Source organism: Halomonas litopenaei, assembly GCF_017303055.1.
Classification (GTDB): domain Bacteria; phylum Pseudomonadota; class Gammaproteobacteria; order Pseudomonadales; family Halomonadaceae; genus Halomonas; species Halomonas litopenaei_A.
Window position 1 is genome coordinate 17,144 of record NZ_JAEKJT010000005.1, and the last position, 18,190, is coordinate 35,333.

Genomic DNA, 18,190 nt, shown 5'->3' on the forward strand with positions numbered 1-18,190 from the left:
TCTCCCTGCGTGGAATAAATGGTGGCCTGGGCTTATTGCTCTGGCTGCATGGCCTGCTTGAGGCCCTGGATGCGGCTGTTGAGGATGGTCAGCGCAGCCTGATAGCGCACCGAGTTGTCGGTAAACGCCGCCCGCTCACGATCCATGTCCACGGTGTTGCCATCGAGGCTTGCCTGTTCCGGCACGCGATACTTGAGTTCACTGCCGCCCAGGGACAGCGCGCTGCCGTGCCCCGACAGGTGATGGCCAGAGGTCCGCGACAGCGCCAGCCCCGGCTGGGACATGCCGCGGGTAGCGGATTCCAGCGCCTGGGCGAAATCCATGTCGCGGGCCTTGTAGCCAGGGGTATCCGCATTGGCGATATTGCTGGCCAGCACCTTCTGGCGCTCCTGTCGCAGCGACAAGGCCTGCTGATGAAAGGCCAGAGAGGCTTCGAGCTGATCGATCATCCCAGTGCGCTCCGTAGGCAGGGAACAAAGACAAAGGTTTCGACGATGAAGAATACCCAGCCCGGTGTCAGCACAAAGCCGTGAACAGCCGTCATAAGCGTGCCCATTTCGATCCATACCGGCGCCGCGCCAAGGCTAGACTGGTGTGCCATACGCCATCCCAGGCCATGTTCTCGGCGACAGGTACCCGCCATGCCACAGCGCTCGCAGCGCCTAGACACCCTTTCCTTGCTGGACCCGCAGCGACGCTCAAGCCTTGCGCCGCTGGCACGGCTGCTGCTGGTCATTTTCCTGCTGGCCACTTCCCTGCTGACCATTGCCTGCACAGCACAGGCCGCGGATGAACCGCAGCACACCGCGTTGCTTGATCGGGTCGAGGGGTTTCTGTTCGAACAGGCGCTGACCGACGGCGCCTCACCACAAGACCTGCAGATCGAGGTCTTTGCACCGGCGGCAGACCTGACGGACTGCCAGGCAGCAGAGCCCTTTCTGCCTCGCGCTGGTACGCGCCTGGCCGGACGTGTCTCGGTCGGGCTGCGCTGCGCCGGGGAGACGCACCGCACGCGCTATCTGCAGGCTGACATCACCCGCATGGGCTGGCAGCTGGTGGCGGCTCGCGACATTGCTCCCGGGGAACGTCTGAGCGACGACATGCTGAGCCGTGAACGGGTCGACCTGGCCCGGCTGTCCTCCCAGGCATTGAGCGACCCTGCCAGCGCCATCGGTCAGGTCGCCCGGCGCGGCATCCGACAGGGGCAGGCCCTGGCCAGCCACCAGCTCAGCGCTCCGAAACTCGTCAGACGAGGCGAACAGGTCGCGGTGGAAGCCAGCGGACGCGGCTTTCGCATTAGCCGCCAGGGCGAGGCTCTGGAGGCAGGAGGAATGGGGGACAGGGTGCGCGTCAGGGTGGATCGGCGCCAGGTGCTCGTGGCCAGGGTGGTCGATCGCGGGCGCTTGGCCGTGGCCTTCTAGCCGCTTACCTTCATGCTTGCAGCGCCCACCACTGGTCATCCAGACCCTGCTGGCCTAAAGTTTGGCGCAGCGCTGCCGATACCCTTTCTAGTTACCGAGTCAGGCACGTCAGCCGCGCCTGCTTCTAGCGCCAATCTTGTGAGGCCATGCCCGTGAAAATCGATTCGCAACAGCCGCTGACCCGTCCCGCCCAGAGCGAAGGGCCTCAGCAGAGCGAAAAACCGACGCCCGCTGGCACCTCGTCATCGGCGGAAGCCGGCGCCCAGACCCACCTCAGCCGTCCGGCGGCCGATGCCAGCCAGGACATCGACATGGCACGGGTAGAAGAGATTCGCGACGCCATTCGTGAAGGTCGCCTGGAGATCAATCCGGAGCGGATCGCCGACGGGCTGATCGACAGTATTCGCAGCATGCTGGACGAGCCGGCGGCCGGCAACGGACGCGATCCGTCATGAGCCTCACCCGCCTGCTGGATCAGCAACACATCCGCCTGAGCGATCTGCTGGGACTGCTGCAGCAGGAGCAGGAGTGCCTGGTGCAAGGCCAGGTCGACACCGAGGCCCTGGTAGGCTTGGCCACACGCAAGTCGGAGATTCAGCAGCAACTTGCCGAGACCGAGGCGCGACGTCGCCAGGTGCAGTGCCGCCTGGGCTACGCCGACGACCGCGAGGGAGCGCGCCAGGCCGCCATGGATGCAGGTTGTATCGCGCAGTGGGACTCCACCATGGCGATGGCCAGGGACGTCTCCCGCGCCAACCTGCGCTGCGGCGAATTGCTCGGCCTGCGTATGCAGCACAACCAACAGATGCTCGACGAGATTCACCGCATCGCCAACGCCAGCGTCTATCGGCCAGACGGGCGTACCCGCCTGCAACCCTCGCGCCTGAACGTCTCGGCCTGAACCGCGGCAACCCTCAGCCAGCCACTGCGGTTTTCCACACGTCAGTGACTCACACCGCGGTTACCCATACTGCTGTTACCCACACTGCGGTTGCCCAGCCAGCACCGACAGCCGGGCAGTGGCCGTATGACTACAGCGGTGCCGCCGGCCTCGCTCCCGCCGCCACCCAGGCCAGCAAGGCGTGAGCTTCCAGCGGCGCCCCCAGCAAATGCCCCTGAGCCCGCATCAGCCCCAGCGATCGCACCGTCTCGAGCTGGCTGGCGGTTTCTACCCCGACGGCCACCGCGGTGAACTCCAGGGTCTCGAAGCAGCGAATCAGCGCCGCGACGCTCTGGCGTGCACTCGATGAGGGTTCGGCCAGCGCGCGCAGGGTATCGGGCCCCAATTTACCGAGGGAGACCGGCAGCGAGGCCATACCGAACAGGTCCACCGGGGACTGGCCCAGCCGGTCCACCCCCAGTCGAACGCCCAGAGCCACCAGCCGCCGCAGCAGGTGTGACTGGCGGTAGCCCACCTCAAACAGACCGGTGCCATCGACCTCCAGGCTCAGCCAGTCAAGACGCTCGTCGCCACCACTGTCTGCACTGCACAGCTGACGGAGATACAGATCCAGCGCTCGGCCATCAAAGCTGACCTGATCGAGCAGGCAGGGATGAATGTTGACCGCCACATCCCAGTCCCCCAGCGCCAGCCCCGCTTCGCGCCAACGCCGGCGCTGGGCCACGACCTCCTTCAACACCCAGCGGTCCAGCCGATCGATCAGCTGCATCTCCGCCGCCAGCCCCAGAAACTCCTCCGGGGCGATATCCCCGCGGCGGGGATGGCGCCAGCGCACTAGCGCCTCGAGCCCGCAGCAATGTCGCGAGGACAGATCGAACTGGGGTTGAAACACCAGGTACAGCTGCTGATCGGGAAACATCAGCGCTTCCTGCAGCTCCTGACGGAAGCACTGCTGGATTTCCATCAACTGCTGAAGGCTGCCGTCATAGAAGGCAAAGCTACCCAGCGGCGCCTCTTCCAGCGCCTTTTCCGCATGGGCCAGCAGCTCGCCCGCCTCTTCCCCATCCTCGGGGCATAGCGCAATACCGATGCGCGGCTCGATCAGCGCAGGCGAGTAGCCGGACAGGGTAAACGGGGGCTCCAGCGCCTCCAGGCAGCGATCGGCGATCACCTGGAGGGTCTCGGGGGACATCGGATGTTCCAGCAGGATGCCCCAGCGCTCCCGGTCGAGCTGCACCACACTGTCTTCGCGTCGCAGGGTGTTGACCAGGCGACGGCCTGCGCGGCGTGACACACGTGACGCCACCTCGGCGCCATGCTCCACCATCAAACGTGAAATACCATGCAGCTCGACCAGCATGACCCCAAGGCGCTGGCCCAGCCGGTCGGCACGTTCGAAGGCGTGGGACAGACGGTCTTCGAAGATCCAGGCGCTGGCCACGCTGCCGATATCCGCATGGCGGCGCTCGAGCACCGACTCGGCGTCAGCGTTGAGGTCGATAAAGGTGACCAGCCACATGAGCGGTTCTGACGGCGAGTCCGCCTCGCCCGCGTCGCGATCGAAGGAAACACAGGACATCAGGCCCAGGCGAGCATTGGCGCTGTCATCTACCAGCAGCCAGGCCTGCTGCCATTCTTCACCGGGTGACAGGGTGTGATAGCTGCCACGCTCTCCCAGCAGGTTGACGAAGGGGCGAAACAACTCGTTGAGATTACGCCCGATCAGCTCTCCGCCGGTGGGGCATGCCAGCACCGTCAGGGCCGTGTTGACCCACACCAGTCTGTCGTTGGCATCAATCAGTGCCATACCGACCGGCGCCCGGTCCAATACCAGCCCCGCCACCACCGAAGGGTGGCGCGTCACAGTGCCGCTGGCAGCTGCCTGCGACAGCGACCTTGGGCCCATGTTTCCTCGTCGATCCTTAGCCATGTGCCCTGCCCAGAAAAAGGTAAGCGGTGCGCATTACCTAATATAGTCATTATCGGCTGGCAAAGTGCACTCTTTAGTCTTCGGACGGGCAGTTTTTGCACGATTATTCGGCAAAACGAGACACCGTGGAGGAGAAGCGGTGAGATCACACTTGCAAGCTGTGCATGAAGAAGGACGTGACGCCCTATCGATGCATGCGCCTACTGGATTAGGCCCAAGATCATGATCCTCAGAGTGCCATGTCTGGCAACGGCTGGCACCAGGCATTATGACTTGCCGGCGCCTTCCCTCCGTGAGCCTCTAACAAAGGGGCAGGTCAGGAGACGGGTAGTGTCGAGTCGTCATACATTGGAGCATGAAGCAGCTCAACGGCAACGTCAGGTCACACTGGACAACATCGCCAGCGTATGTGCCTTCTGCTGGGTCACGGCATTATCAAGGATGGCCAGCAGCCTGTCATAGTCCTCCGGCAATTCATCCTCCATGCAGGCAGCCTCGAAACGATCAAGGGTGTGCTGGGTATCATTGATGACAGATTGAAGCTCATCGATCACCCGCTGGTGGTCATCCACCGTCATGCAACCTCCAGAAGCAAGAAACCGACCCCACGATGGGAGCCGGTTCGGTGCGAACCAAGGGGAAGAGAGCCTTCCCCAAGGTCTGACACAAGGGCTTCAGATTAACCCAGCAGAGACAGCACGCCCTGCGGCACTTGGTTGGCCTGAGCCAGAACGGAAGTGCCAGCCTGTTGCAGAATCTGGGCGCGGGTCATATTGGCAACTTCTGTGGCATAATCCGCATCTTCAATCCTTGAACGAGCGGCAGACAGGTTAGTTTCAGTAGTGCTCAGATTCGTAATTGCAGAGTCGAAGCGGTTTTGAATAGCACCAAGATCAGAGCGCAGGCTATCCACTTTACTAAGTGCATCATCCAACTGTTTCAGTGGATCAAGTGTTTTAGTAGCTTCAAGAGCAGCCGAGTCATCGGTATTGTCTGAAATAGTTACCTGTACAACACCATTTGCATCAGACTTCGCAACTGTAGCTGAGTAGTATGCAACATTACCATTGGCATCTTCAGAGCGAACGTGATAAGTACTGCCACCATCTGATGTGACGAGAGACATCTTATCATTAGCATCGCCACCGCTACTAGTGTCGAAGGAAAATTCTGTACCTTTTTCACCAGCAGAGGATGCGAGTTCGCCTGTTACTTCATCACCGATAGTGACAGTAAGGTTGTTCGAAACAACATCCGTAGAAGAAACTTCAAAAACTTTACCATCAGCACCGTTTGCGGTGCCGACTGCATAAAGCTTGTCATCATACTTACGGATTTCGAAATCAGCTTCAGTAAAGTCTGTGCCCATTTCATCGGTGATTGTCAAAGTTCCTGTTGCAGCAGGATCTATTTCAGTATTGGAAAGAGCTGCCCCTGTATTCGCAGCGTTTTGCATATCTGCTTTAGTAAATGAAACAGCACCAGAAAAGAACTTTGCATCGCCAGCAGACACTTCTTCTAATGTTTGTGTAACATCGAAACTGCTTAGGTTGAGCGTGCTACTATTTATGGTCTCCAAGTTAACACTAATAGACTCACCATCATTAGCGCCAACTTGAATAGAAATAGGGGCGATAGTTTCTGAGAGGACTTTCACCCCGTTGAAATTGGTTTCTTCAGACACACGATCAATCTCAGCAAGACGCTGGGAAATTTCAGCCTGAATAGATTCTTTATCTTCTACAGAGTTGGTACCGTTTTGGGCCTGAACAGACAGTTCACGGATACGCTGAAGGTTATCGTTGACTTGGTTCAAAGCACCTTCGGCGGTCTGCGCGATAGAGATACCATCGTTGGCATTTCGCTGCGACTGGGACAGACCAGTGATCTGCGCGCTCATGCGGTTGGCGATGGCCTGGCCGGCGGCGTCGTCCTTGGCGCTGTTGATACGCAGGCCGGAGGACAGGCGCTCCATGGAGGTGGTCAGGGCGCTCTTGGACGCGTTCAGGTTCTGCTGACCGATCATGGAAGTGATATTGGTATTGATCACGGACATGGTGTCATCCTTCCTTAAAGTGTTGGGCTCCATTGGCGGACCGTCTTGGCCTGCCGCAACGGCGCCGTTGGCCGTTACCCTCTTTTATCGGTGGCTTGGCCGGAAGCTTTAGGCTGACAGCAAAAAAATTTCTCGCTGGGGCGGCCGATGGCCTTCCATGGGGAGCGCTCGCGCCACACCGGCGGGCCTGACAGATGCATCATGGTGTCCTCTCCCTTTCTTCTCCCCCACCTTTCTCCTTTTTCTCCCCTACCTCCCTATGCCCAATCGCTGAGGCATGCGCGATGCGGTTGTTCTTGCGCGATCAATACTGGACTCTTGTCCACCTTTCCTGATCAGATCGGCCGCAACCGTTGCCTTATATCGTCGATACAGGTTAGCGAATCAGGGGCATTCAGGTATGTTGAGGGGTGATATGCCACCACGCGGCACGTGGTGACATCGCGTGTCGTGTGCCGCGATCCGAAGTTGCCTTCGATGGCGGCGGCAAGACGCTGCCACAGGCATCTATCAACGCTGGCACCTGCCATGCTGGAAGCGTGGTATCAAAGCAGCACAGTACCAAGGAAACGCGAGCGCCATGCATCACCGGCGCGAGGGAGGTCGAAGGTAGGATGCCGTTCAGACTTCGTGATGTAGCAGAAGACACCTGGCTGCTGATGGCCTCCTGCGGGATGTTGATGGTGGGAGCGGCAGGCCTCGCTGCCTGGCTGATTCAGCCGGGGGGCCAGCCATTGCTGGTGCCGGATGTCGCGTTGGCCAGCCTGGCAGGCGGTGGCGGTGTGCTGCTGCAAGTGCTGGGTTACGCCAAGGGGCGCATGCTCTGTGGTGCCTTGACGCTGCTGCTGGCGCTGTACGCCATCGTCCACGACCTGGTCGCTAGCGGCCCCATGGACGTCTTCTCGCTGCTGACGGGAGGACCGCGCATGACCAGCTGGGCCGGCATCTCGATGCTGCCGGGCTGCGTCGCCTTGATCGTTGGCGTGGAACACCGTCACGGGCGCTTCTGGTGGCGCCTGTCCGGCACCCTGCTGCTGCTGATCGGCCTGCTGTTCACGGTCTGGCTTTTGATTCCCGGGCAAGCTCCCCAGATCTGGCAGGTGACTCGCAGCACCTCACCGATGGCGGTCTGTCTGCTCTACCTGCTGGCTGGCCCGGCGTCGCTGGTGTTGGCCTCACGTCCGCCCACACGACCACTGCACCTGCAACGGGCCAGCGTCGCGGTGGCCTGCGCTGGCGTGCTGCTCAGCAGCCTGGCCTGGCTATCGCTGAATCATGTGCGCCAGAGCCACGTCAAGCTGGAAGCCGAACACACCCTGACCAGCATCGAACAGCGTGGCCACGACCAGATGGCGCTGCATCGTCGCTGGCTCGATCGTCTGGCCAATCGAATCGGCGACCAGAGCAGCGACGTGGAAACCCTGGCCGGGATGATCACCTTCTACCTGCGCGATGTGCAAAGCCTGGAAAGCCTGTCCCTGTATCGCGGCGACGAGCGCCTGTGGCAACGCTCCCGGCGCGCCCAGCCCGCCATCTGCCATGCCAGCACTCCGCTGAACCTGCCTGCTGGCGGAAGCCTTGAACTGGAGCTTCCCGACAACCCCTTGTCGGCACCGGCACGCATGGTCAGAACTCTGGCCGATGGGCAGCTCAGGCTGATTGCCTGCATCGACCTTCCCGGGACCCTGGCACCTGCTGTGGCTGACGACACCACCATCCTGGCCATGCAGGATGTCGATGGCGACTGGTGGTGCGGCTTCGGTCAGGACAGCATCGAGGTCAAGGACCCCACCATTCCGCGGCTGGCTGAACTCTCCCTGTCACTGGATGGGCGTACCCTGAGCATGCGCGCCCTGCCCGGCCCGGCCAGCCCTTGGTGGCTGGCCGGTAGCCTGCCGGCGCTGATCACCCTGATCGGGCTCGTGATGTCCTACAGCCTGGCCCTGACGCTGTCGTTGATGCGCACCCTGCTATGGCAGACCCATAGCCTGGTCGCCACCCAGGACCAACTGGAAAGCTATCAGGGCATTCAGTCGATGATCGCCCGCGAGGCGCCGCTGGCGGAAACCCTGGAAGCCTGCTGCCGACTGGTCGAAGGCCAGCTGCCGGATGCCATCGCCACCGTCCTGACGGTCGACGAAGGTAACGAGACCTTGAGCCTGGTCGCCGGCCGTGGTCTACCCGCCGACCTTGCCCCCCTGCTGGAGCGCACGCCCATCGGCGACACCTTTGGTACCTGGGCCATCGCCGCCAGGGACAAGGCCACCCGCGTCAGCGAAGACATCAGCCACGATCCGACCTGCGCCGGCATTCATCCACGCCTCCTGGACAGCGAACTGAAAGCCTGCTGGGCCTTCGCGGTAACCGCCAGCGACGACCGCCTGCTGGGGGTGGTCAGCCTGTTCTTTCACTCGCCGGCCACCCTGGAAGAGACACACAGTCGCCGGATCGAGCGCTGCCTGGAGCTGATCGCCCTGGCGGTGGAGCGCGACCAGGACCGCCAGGCTCTGATCCAGAGTGAGCAGCGCTACCGCTCGCTGTTCACCTACAACCCGGATGCCATCTACTCGCTGGATCACGAAGGCATCTTCATCGCCGCCAACACCACCTGCTCGACCCTCACCGGCGTGCCGCTGGACGATATCCTCGGCCGTCACTACGACATGTTCGTCAAGGACCGGGACCGCGGCTGGGTCAGAGAGGCGGTGCGCAAGACCCTCAAGGGAGAAGTCACTCACTACACCCTGAACATCACCACCCCGCTGGGCAAGCGGGTGATGGATATCACCAACCTGCCGATCATGATCGAAGGGGACATTCGCGGCACCTTCGGCATTGCCAAGGACGTCACCGAGCGCCACACCCAGGAAACCCAGCTGCGTATCCTGCAGCGCAGCGTCGAGGCCAGCATCAACGGCATCGTGATTGCCGATGCGCGCCTGCCGGACTTCCCCATCATCTACGCCAATCCGGCATTCATGCGGATGACCGGCTATCCCGAAGATGAAGTGCTGGGCCGCAACTGCCGTTTTCTACAAGGGGGGGAAAGCGACCCCCAGGTGGTGGAGCGCATCCGTCGGCAGCTGGCCAATCGCAGTGAGGTGCGCGCCACCCTGCGCAACTACCGCAAGAATGGTGAAGCCTTCTGGAACGACTTGTACATTTCTCCGGTGACGGATGCCGACGGCGACATCACGCACTTTGTCGGGGTGCAGCACGATATTTCCGAGCACAAGGCCTACGAGGAAAGCCTGGCCTACCACGCCAGCCATGACGCGCTCACCGGGCTTGCCAATCGCGCGCTGTTCGAGGATCGCCTGCGTCACGACTTTGCCCTGGCCAAGCGTCAGCACCATCACCTTGGCGTACTGTTCATCGACCTCGACGAATTCAAGCCGATCAACGACAGCCTTGGCCACGACGTAGGTGACAAGGTGCTGGTGCAGGTGGCCCAGCGCCTGACCGACGCGCTGCGTCCCGGTGACACGGTGGCACGCTTTGGCGGTGACGAGTTCGTGGTGCTGCTGCCGGACCTGGAACAGCCGGAACAAGCGGTCAGCCTGGCCGAACGCCTGCTGCCCACGGTGGCACGGGCCTACCGGGTCGGCGAGCACGAACTGCACATCACCGCCAGCATCGGCATCGCGGTCTCCGACGACTCGACTCTGGAGCCCATGCAACTGCTGCAACAATCCGACATGGCCATGTATCGGGCCAAGCACCAGGGCCGCAATGCCTTGCAGCATTTCAGCCAGGACATCCACTGGGGCATGTCGGAGCGGGTGGCCATGCGTCACGACCTGCAGGCCGCCATCGACAACGACCAGCTGCGCCTGCACTACCAGCCGGTATTCGACAGCCACAGGGCGATCATCGGCGTCGAGGCGCTGCTGCGCTGGGAGCATCCGGTGCGCGGTCAGGTGCCGCCCCAGGACTTCATTGCGCTGGCCGAGGAGACCGGACAGGTCATCGCCATCAACCACTGGGTCCTGACCCGGGCCTGCAGCGACCTGCAACTGCTCAATGAGTCAGGGCTACGCGGCCTGGCGGTGGCGATCAACCTGTCGCCCCTGCAGTTCCGACGGGCCAACTTCCTCGAGACCGTGCGCGACACGCTCAATCGCACCGGCATCGACGCCCAGCAGCTGGTCCTGGAACTGACCGAGGGCATCCTGATGCATGACACCAACAGTGCCATCGAGACCCTCCAGTCACTGCGGGACATGGGGGTGGAAGTCGCCATCGACGACTTTGGCACCGGCTTCTCGAGCCTTGGCTATCTCAAGCATCTGCCGGTCAGCACCGTGAAGATCGACCGCACCTTCGTCAAAGGCCTGCCTGACAACCACGAGGATGGCGCCATCCTTCAAGGCATCATCGCCATGGCCCATCACCTGGGCTTGATGGTGGTGGCAGAGGGCATCGAACACGAGGCACAGTGGCAGTTTCTTAACCAGCATCACTGCGATGCCTTCCAGGGCTTTCACCTGGCACGCCCCATGCCCTTTGACCAGCTTGAACAGTTCCTGGGCGAGCACCCGCTGGCCACCCAGGGAGAGGTCATGGCCCGCTCACGCAAGCGCCAGTCCTTGCCCGGCTGATACGGTCTCGCCCCCTCGCGAGCGTCATGTGCAGGCTAAAGATCCACCGCTCCCCGCCGATAACCTGTGCACGAGTGAACAAGCGTCGTCGAGGAGCCCCGCAGGTGGCAGACCAACAAGAATTCGAAACCATCCGTCACCCCCAGGAAGTGGCCCAACTGCTGGACTGTCTGAGTGGGCCACAAGGCGCCGGACTGGTGTGGGAGAACAGTGCGGGAACTCCGGCGCCAGTGGTTCTGGTGGAGCTGCTGCCCGGCGAGTCGATCACCCTGGATATTACCGCCGCCGGCGATCTGGGCAGGCGTCTCAAGCAAGGTCAGCCCTTCCGGCTGATGGGCTACTGCGAAGGCATGATCACCCGCACCTCAGTCCTCGAAGCCAGTCAGGGCGAGGTCGTCACAGTGCTCAGTGAAACGGCCCAGGCCGCGGAGGCCGCTCGCCCACGGGGCAGCGGAGTGCCACCGCGCCAGCTGTGGCGCTGTCCCTATCCGGAAACGCTGGAACGACTGCAGCGCCGGCGCAGTTTCCGGGCCAGGCTGCGCCTGGGCATGGCCGCCGAAGCGATCCTGCACGATAGTGACGGACAGCGCTTTTCCGGTGATCTGATCGACCTGTCCATCGATGGCTGTCGCCTCGATCTGCCCCACACCGCCGCGGCACTGCTGGGCAACGGCGGCGCTGCCATACCCCTGGAGCTGGGCTTTCCTGACGGCTCGCGGCTGACGCTCAAGGCCTGCGTCCAGCATCACCGCTTCGATCCGGAGCGTCGGCTGGTCGAGGCGGGCTTTCACTTCACCGCTGTACGCGCCCACCAGGAGCGCACCCTGTGGCAGCTGGTGAGAGAAATAGAGCGAGAGTCCGCGCGTATCGCCGAGGGGGTCGATTCACGGCGACCGCCTTCAGCGCTGTTCCAGCCCAGCCAGGGGCGGCGCGGGCCTCGCCTTGGCCGGCGCGAGGCAGAAACCTATCCCACCGACATGACTCGCCGCCTGTCGCGCATCGCCGGCTACCTGCATGCCCAGGCCCTGGAGCTTGCCCAAGGAGGCTGCATCCATGGCCCGCGCCTGTCTCGCCAGACCGATCAGCTACTGGCGCTCTACGATGAAGACCGCAACGGCCTGATATTTGCGCTGCGCTTCCTGACCCGGGAGTCCTGGCCGGTGCGCCATGGACTGTCGGTGGCCATCCTGCTGGTTGACCTGCTGGCCGACAGCCTGCCAGCGGAGCTGCGCAAGTCCATCACCGCCAGCGCCATGATCCATGACCTGGGCAAGGTACTGCTGCCGGCCCCCCTGCGGCTGACGCCGACCTTTGGTGACGCCGAACGCAGCCGACTGATCCAGCACGTGGGCTGGTTGAAAGAGCGACTCAGTCACTGCGCCTGGATCAACGCCTCGGTGTTCGAAGCCGTGGCCTGTCAGATCAATGAACGCCTCGACGGCAGCGGATACCCCCTGGGCATTCAGGATGCCGATCTGCGGGAACTGGCCCGGGCCAGCGCGGTGGTCGACGCCATCGATGCCATGCGCGCCCAGCGTCCGGATCGACCGCCCTGGCGTATCGCCGCGATCTACCGCTACCTGCTCGATCATCCTGAAAAGTTCGACAGCGTCTGGGTCAAGCGCTTCATCCAGCGCTTCGGCCTGTACCCGATCGGCGCCCTGGTGCGCTTCAGCGATGACTCCCTGGGCTGGATTCTGGCCCTGGACGACCAGGGCCGACCGGCCTGCGTGCAACGTACGACGGGCAAGCCCCCCAGCCAGGTGCCGCGCGCCCCGCTCGACGGGACCCGGGTCGAGGGCGAGGCCCTGGCGGCGCTCGGCGCCATTCAGGGAGAAGTGATCATCGGCGCGTGATGCAGGCTGGCTCAAGTTGCCAATCACACCGCCGATAAGACGATATACCAAGCACAAGGACGCCTGTTCGAGCCACGGGCCCTCTGGCGTTCTGTCACACTGGTCACACTACACAGGAATCACGACATGGCCTCGATTTCATCGCTCGGCATAGGCTCCGGCCTCGACCTCAATGGGCTGCTCGACCAGCTCGAGGCGGCGGAACGCAAGCAGCTGGAACCCATCGTGGCCCAGCAGCAGAGCTATGAGGCCAAGATTTCCGCCTACGGCACCCTGGAAGGATCGCTAGAGAGCTTCAAGGAAGCGGTCGACAAGCTGGGAGACCCGGCGCTCTACCAGAGCCTGTCGAGCAATGTCTCCGGTGAAGGCATCACTGCCAGCGCCAGCCAGGCCGCAAGCCCCGGACGCTACGACGTATCGGTGACCCAGCTGGCCCGAGCCCAGAGCCTGGCCAGTGACGGTTTCGCGACCAAGGATAGCGAGCTTGGCGCCGGCACCCTGTCACTGACCGTGGGTGGCGAAGACATCAGCATTACCCTCAGCCAGGAAGACAGCACCCTGGAAGGCCTGCGCGATGCCATCAATGACGCCGAGGCCGGCGTCAGCGCCTCGATCATCGATACCGGCGACGCCGACAATCCGTATCGCCTGGTACTGTCCACCAGCAAGACCGGCGTGGACGCCTCCATCAGCGCCATGAGCTTCACCCCTGATGCCGGGGTCACCAGCGATCTGGATACCAAGCTGGCCTTCGATATCGCCACCCCCGACCCCGACGACACCGGCGCTGGCATGCACCAGTCCGTCGCCGGCGCCAACGCCGAGCTCAGCGTCAACGGGATCGCCATCACCAGTGCCTCCAACACGGTCAAGGACGCCATCGAAGGGGTCGAGCTGTCGTTGACCGAGACCGGCGACACCACCGTCAAGGTCGAATACAACAACCTGGCCCTGCGCGAGGCGGTCAGCGGGTTCGTCAAGAGCTACAACGAGCTCAAGGGCACCATGGGCACCCTGACCAGCTTCGATGCCGAGACTGGCGCCTCCGGCGAGCTGCTGGGCGATGCCACCCTGCGCAGCATCGAGTCGCGGCTACGCAGCACCCTGACGGGCGGCGTCGCCCAGGGCGAATTCCGCAGCCTGACCGATATCGGCATCACCCTGCAGCTGGACGGCACCCTGGAGCTGGATGAAGACCGCCTGAACGAGGTCATCACCACCCAGCGCAACGATCTTGCCAGCTTCTTCACCGGTGGTGAGGACGGTGTCGGCCTGGCCGACAGTCTCGATGACACCCTGGCCGCCATCCTGGATGACGGTGGCCTGCTCGACAATGCCACCAGCGGCCTCGAGACCCGCATGGAGAGCCTCGAGCGCCAGTACGAACGCACCGAGAAAAGCATCGATGCCACCGTCAGTCGCTACCGCACTCAGTTCGGCCAGCTGGACAGCATGATCGCCAGCATGAACCAGACCAGCAGCTATCTGACCCAGCAGTTCGATGCCCTCAATGCTCAGTTAAATCAATGACGTTGAGTCCACAACGATGATGTCGTCAGCCCCACGACAAGAGGAAGAGTGAGATGAACCAGGCACAGGCCACTTACGGCCGCGGCCGCGGCGCCGGCGCCTATGCGCGCATGGGAGTAGAAAGCGGCGTGATGTCGGCCAGTCCGCATCAATTGATCGTGATGCTGTTCGACGGCGCTCAGGCCTCGATTCGCGCCGCCAGGCTACACCTGGAAGACGGCAACATCGCGGCCAAGGGCGCCGCCATTTCCAAGGCTCTCGACATCATCAACAGCGGCCTGCGTGCTGTGCTGGATGGCGACAAGGGTGGGGAGGTGGCGATCCAGCTGGATAGCCTCTATGACTACATCGCCCGCCGTCTGCTCGATGCCAACCTGCGCAACGATGTCGCTGGCCTCGACGAAGCCGAACGCCTGATCGAGGAAGTCGCCTCGGCCTGGCGCGAGATCGGCACCCCTAATCACCCCTGAGCGCCCGAGGTTCTCCATGCCCCCGCTTGCCGAGTACCACAGTACCGACACCGCGACCCTGCTGCTGACTCGCTACGAAGCGCTGCTGGCGCTGACCGAGCAGATGCTGGCCATGGCCAGCGAGCATGACTGGGACGGTCTGGTGCGCCTGGAAACGGACTACGTGACCCAGGTCACGGCGCTTCAGGGCCCCTTGCCCGCAGACGGCATGAGCGATACCCAGCGCCAGCGTCTGGGTGAGCTGCTCGAGGCCATCCTGCACAATGACCTGGTAGTGCGTGAATGTCTGGTCGAACGGCGGGACGAGCTGGGCGAGCTGCTCAACGTCTCTCGTAACCAACAGGATCTGCACCGTGCCTACACCGGCGGTCGCGTGGTGAACGCCGGCGCTCGCTTCCGTCGTGAGACGCCGTGAGCGGCATCACTCCGCTGATCGACACCCTACTCCACCAGGTGCTGGGCAAGCGTGTCGATGTGCCTCCCGCCAAGGACCCCAACGCCCCGGTCAAGCCGATCGACCCCGGTCGCGGGCCAGGCGCCGTGCACAGCGACTCGCGGCTGGACGCTCGACGTACCGCTCACAGCAGTGTCACCACCTCGGCGCCTGCTTCAGCCGGCGGGGACACTGCACCAAGCGCTGACCGACCCGCCTCGACCATCACCCAGCTCAGCGCTCCGGGAGCACGTATCGCTGAGCTGCTGGCGCGATTTCCAGCACCGCCTTCGGCGCTGTCGCCGTCACGTCCGCTGCTGGCAACACCACCAGGGCCTGCAGCGGCTGCCCAGCCATCCCCCGCAACGCTGTCACCAGCCGCAAGCTCGCCACCTCCGCCGGCAGCAACCGCGGCCAGCTCTGCCGCCGCAGCCTCCCTTGCTAGCCGACCGCCTGCGAGTGCGCCTGTTGCTAGTGCGCCTGTGGCTGGCCCTTCGACCCCAGCGGTGGCCCAGTTGGCCGAGCGCCTTGGCTCCAGCGTGCGTGACAGTGGCCTGTTCTACGAATCCCATCTGGGACGCTGGCTGGGTGGCGAGCTGGATCGCGCCCAACTCGCTCGGGAGCCACAGATGTGGCGCCCCCTGATCTTCCGCCCCCTCAGCGATCCCAGCGCGGCGCCTTCGAGCCCATCGACACTACTGGCGCCCTGGCGAACCACCCAACCCGCCGGCTTCCTGCCCAGCCTGGCACCGGTGGCCCATCCTCGGGGCGATGTCCTGGTCGAAGCGGGCGAGCGGTCCTCGGGACGCCAGGAGCCCGCGCAGCCGACCGGCGTTCACGAGAGCCTGGCGCCGCTGGTGCGCCATCAGCTAGAGCTGCTCGCCGCCCCCGTCCTGCGCTGGGAAGGCGATGTCTGGAGCGGCCTGTTCATGGCCCTGGCCATCCATCCGCCTCAACGCGAACCCGATCGGCGCGAAGGGGGCCAGCAACGCGGTGAGGAGCCTGGCGACGAGGGTGCCTGGCGCACGGACATCCAGCTCACATTGCCCGACCACGGCATGCTCAGCGTCACTGCCGTGGTCGGACCACAGCACCTCAAACTGATTCTTGCTACCGCCAGCGAACCCCTCAGGCAGCAGCTGGAACAGGGCCGCGCGACTCTGATCCAACGCCTGAGCGGCCATGGCGTTGGCGAGGTGAGCATGACCATCCAGCGAGGCGCCGACAATGACGGATGACACGCCTTCACGGCGCCAGGCCGTTGCCCTGGCTTACGGCGAGGGAGACAGTGCGCCCAGGGTGATCGCCAAGGGCTATGGGGACATTGCTGCCCGGATCATCGACCAGGCGCGCCAGCAGGGCATTCACGTCCACGACGAACCCGCCCTGGTGGGTCTGCTGATGCAGTTGAATCTGGATGAAAAGATCCCGCCTGCGCTTTACCAGGTCATTGCCGAGCTGCTGGTATGGATTGGCGAGCTGAATGATGTAAGCAATGAAACAAAAAGGTAAATAAATGTACGACGCTAAGTTTACTTGGCTTTTTATGGCGTCGTAAGCGTCGGTTTTCTATGAACATTCATTTTTCTTGATACATATCAGCCAACCAGCGTTGATGCGTTGGCGGCACTCTTGCCTTGCGCCACACTGTTACTGATCGACAATACCCCCGACGAAGGAGTGAAGACGAACACGTAAACGTCACACAGTGGCGATACTCTTCGTCCGCATCCCCAGGGGTGTAACAGTTTTATCTAAAGCTGGCGATGATCAGCAAAAAAGAAAACGATCAAGGCAGGGAACCTATGAGCAGTCACTCACTGATCGACGAGATTCAGGAATTGAATCTTGCCTATCTCTTGCTGGCGCAGCGCTTGCTGGCCGAAGACCGCACCACTGCCAGGCTACGCCTGAACATCAGTGAGGAACAGGCGGATCTTCTCGAGAGCTTCAACGCACGCCAATTGACCCGCCTGTCCCGCACCAACCAGCTGCTGTGCCAGCTTGGCATCGGTTCCACCGACCAGCTGCGCCAAGTCGTGGACAACCCGCGGGAGCAGGGACTTGCCCATCTTCATTCTTCCCTGCTGATGGCCTGCAACTCGGCTCGCGCCGGAGGGGCATGACCATGAGCACCAAGAGTCTGGTCGAGGAGATGCACCAGGTTCAGCTCGCGATCGATTTGATCGAGCTGGGCGCTCGTCTTCAAGTACTCGAGACGGAAACCGACCTGAGCCGGGCGCGCCTGATTCGCCTGTTCAAGGAAGTTCGCGGCATGTCTCCGCCCAAGGGCATGCTGCCTTTCTCCACGGACTGGTTCATCACCTGGCTGCCCAACATCCATTCCTCGCTGTTCTATGCCTACTACCAGCGTCTGCTGGAGCAGGACTGCGAGCGCATGGAGGCTTTCGTCAAGGCTTACCGGCTGTATACCGAGCAGGTCGATATCGACGCCGCCGAGCCGGTGCTGGGCCTGACCCGCGCCTGGACCCTGATCCGCTTCTTCGAAAGCGACCTGCTGCAGCTGAACACCTGCACCCGGTGCCAGGGACATTTCGTGGCCCATGCCCACTCCCCCAGCCATGACTATGTGTGCGGCATCTGCCAACCCCCTTCCCGTGCCGGCAAGACCCGCCGTCGCCAGGCGCTGACACAGGACGGCGTCAGCGCCGAGCCGATCGCCCGACCGGTCAAGCACCAAGCCTGATCCAGCCCCGCGCCGAGGGCTTCGCAGCAAGCCCCGGCGTGGTGGTTCCTGCCTCTCTCGCTCCGATTCAGCTCACCTCAGCGGCCCGATCCTCGCCGCCCAGCCCAGCACCGCCGTTGGAATAGCTTGGCGCTCTTCGCGACCACGATGGAGCCGGTGCAAACTCCGACCCGCCGCGAACAGGCACTTTTTTTCCATGAACGCTGATTTCACGCTCAAGTCCTGCGTGATCAGGCCGATAACACCAGCAGAACGTCTTCCACGTCCCAGCAAAGGATAGTCGTC

The 18,190-nt window shown here is 62.9% G+C and carries 17 protein-coding genes; 12 read left to right on the forward strand and 5 right to left on the reverse strand.

What is annotated here, in order from left to right:
* Positions 1–32: 32 nt before the first annotated feature.
* Positions 33–449, reverse strand: coding sequence for a flagellar basal body rod protein FlgB (gene flgB, locus JF545_RS10205; protein ID WP_206941875.1), 417 nt, complete (start codon positions 447–449; stop codon positions 33–35).
* Entirely contained in the window at positions 446–601 is a 156-nt protein-coding gene (locus tag JF545_RS10210) for a hypothetical protein (RefSeq protein WP_206941877.1), read from the reverse strand. Before JF545_RS10210 ends, flgB begins: the two co-directional genes overlap by 4 nt.
* A gap of 40 nt (positions 602–641) precedes the next feature.
* On the opposite strand from JF545_RS10210, the gene flgA reads away from it, so the two are divergent.
* The 3 genes from flgA (at position 642) to JF545_RS10225 (ending at position 2,322) form a co-directional block, all read left to right on the forward strand.
* Positions 642–1,421 (forward strand): flagellar basal body P-ring formation chaperone FlgA, encoded by a 780-nt coding sequence (gene flgA, locus JF545_RS10215; RefSeq protein WP_206941879.1) that lies wholly within the window; start codon positions 642–644, stop codon positions 1,419–1,421.
* 152 nt (positions 1,422–1,573) lie between these two features.
* Positions 1,574–1,876, forward strand: coding sequence for a flagellar biosynthesis anti-sigma factor FlgM (gene flgM / locus JF545_RS10220; RefSeq protein WP_206941881.1), 303 nt, complete (start codon positions 1,574–1,576; stop codon positions 1,874–1,876).
* Positions 1,873–2,322, forward strand: coding sequence for a flagella synthesis protein FlgN (locus JF545_RS10225; protein WP_206941883.1), 450 nt, complete (start codon positions 1,873–1,875; stop codon positions 2,320–2,322). The genes flgM and JF545_RS10225 overlap by 4 nt, the downstream gene beginning before the upstream one ends.
* Positions 2,323–2,452: 130 nt before the next feature.
* Here JF545_RS10225 and JF545_RS10230 read toward each other — a convergent pair whose 3' ends face one another.
* The 3 genes from JF545_RS10230 to JF545_RS10240 all read right to left on the reverse strand — a co-directional run bounded on the left by JF545_RS10230 (position 2,453) and on the right by JF545_RS10240 (position 6,308).
* The gene (locus JF545_RS10230; protein ID WP_206941885.1) at positions 2,453–4,228 is read right to left on the reverse strand and encodes an EAL domain-containing protein; all 1,776 of its coding nucleotides are present in this window, start codon (positions 4,226–4,228) and stop codon (positions 2,453–2,455) included.
* A gap of 401 nt (positions 4,229–4,629) precedes the next feature.
* Entirely contained in the window at positions 4,630–4,830 is a 201-nt protein-coding gene (locus tag JF545_RS10235; RefSeq protein WP_206941887.1) for a hypothetical protein, read from the reverse strand.
* 101 nt (positions 4,831–4,931) lie between these two features.
* Positions 4,932–6,308 (reverse strand): FliC/FljB family flagellin, encoded by a 1,377-nt coding sequence (locus JF545_RS10240; protein WP_206941889.1) that lies wholly within the window; start codon positions 6,306–6,308, stop codon positions 4,932–4,934.
* 614 nt (positions 6,309–6,922) lie between these two features.
* Between JF545_RS10240 and JF545_RS10245 the strand changes: the two genes are divergently transcribed.
* The 9 genes from JF545_RS10245 (at position 6,923) to flhC (ending at position 17,905) form a co-directional block, all read left to right on the forward strand.
* Positions 6,923–10,909, forward strand: coding sequence for a bifunctional diguanylate cyclase/phosphodiesterase (locus tag JF545_RS10245; RefSeq protein WP_206941891.1), 3,987 nt, complete (start codon positions 6,923–6,925; stop codon positions 10,907–10,909).
* A 104-nt stretch (positions 10,910–11,013) separates the two neighbouring features.
* A complete protein-coding gene (locus JF545_RS10250) occupies positions 11,014–12,765 on the forward strand; it encodes an HD domain-containing phosphohydrolase (RefSeq protein WP_206941893.1) in 1,752 nt (583 codons plus the stop codon).
* Between the two features lie 126 nt (positions 12,766–12,891).
* On the forward strand, positions 12,892–14,295 hold the full coding sequence (gene fliD, locus JF545_RS10255; protein ID WP_206941894.1) for a flagellar filament capping protein FliD: 1,404 nt from the start codon (positions 12,892–12,894) through the stop codon (positions 14,293–14,295).
* A gap of 53 nt (positions 14,296–14,348) precedes the next feature.
* The gene (gene fliS / locus JF545_RS10260; protein WP_206941896.1) at positions 14,349–14,765 is read left to right on the forward strand and encodes a flagellar export chaperone FliS; all 417 of its coding nucleotides are present in this window, start codon (positions 14,349–14,351) and stop codon (positions 14,763–14,765) included.
* 16 nt (positions 14,766–14,781) lie between these two features.
* Complete coding sequence (gene fliT, locus JF545_RS10265; protein WP_242520793.1) at positions 14,782–15,180, forward strand: flagellar protein FliT; 399 nt, start codon at positions 14,782–14,784, stop codon at positions 15,178–15,180.
* Positions 15,177–16,436, forward strand: a complete 1,260-nt coding sequence (locus JF545_RS20140; protein ID WP_206941897.1) for a flagellar hook-length control protein FliK — start codon at positions 15,177–15,179, stop codon at positions 16,434–16,436. The genes fliT and JF545_RS20140 overlap by 4 nt, the downstream gene beginning before the upstream one ends.
* Positions 16,426–16,710 (forward strand): EscU/YscU/HrcU family type III secretion system export apparatus switch protein, encoded by a 285-nt coding sequence (locus tag JF545_RS10275; protein WP_206941899.1) that lies wholly within the window; start codon positions 16,426–16,428, stop codon positions 16,708–16,710. Before JF545_RS20140 ends, JF545_RS10275 begins: the two co-directional genes overlap by 11 nt.
* Positions 16,711–17,003: 293 nt before the next feature.
* The gene (locus JF545_RS10280) at positions 17,004–17,324 is read left to right on the forward strand and encodes a flagellar transcriptional regulator FlhD (RefSeq protein ID WP_206941902.1); all 321 of its coding nucleotides are present in this window, start codon (positions 17,004–17,006) and stop codon (positions 17,322–17,324) included.
* Between the two features lie 2 nt (positions 17,325–17,326).
* Positions 17,327–17,905 carry a flagellar transcriptional regulator FlhC gene (gene flhC / locus JF545_RS10285; RefSeq protein WP_206941904.1) on the forward strand — a complete coding sequence of 193 codons (579 nt, stop codon included), beginning with the start codon at positions 17,327–17,329 and terminating at the stop codon, positions 17,903–17,905.
* Positions 17,906–18,190 lie beyond the last annotated feature (285 nt).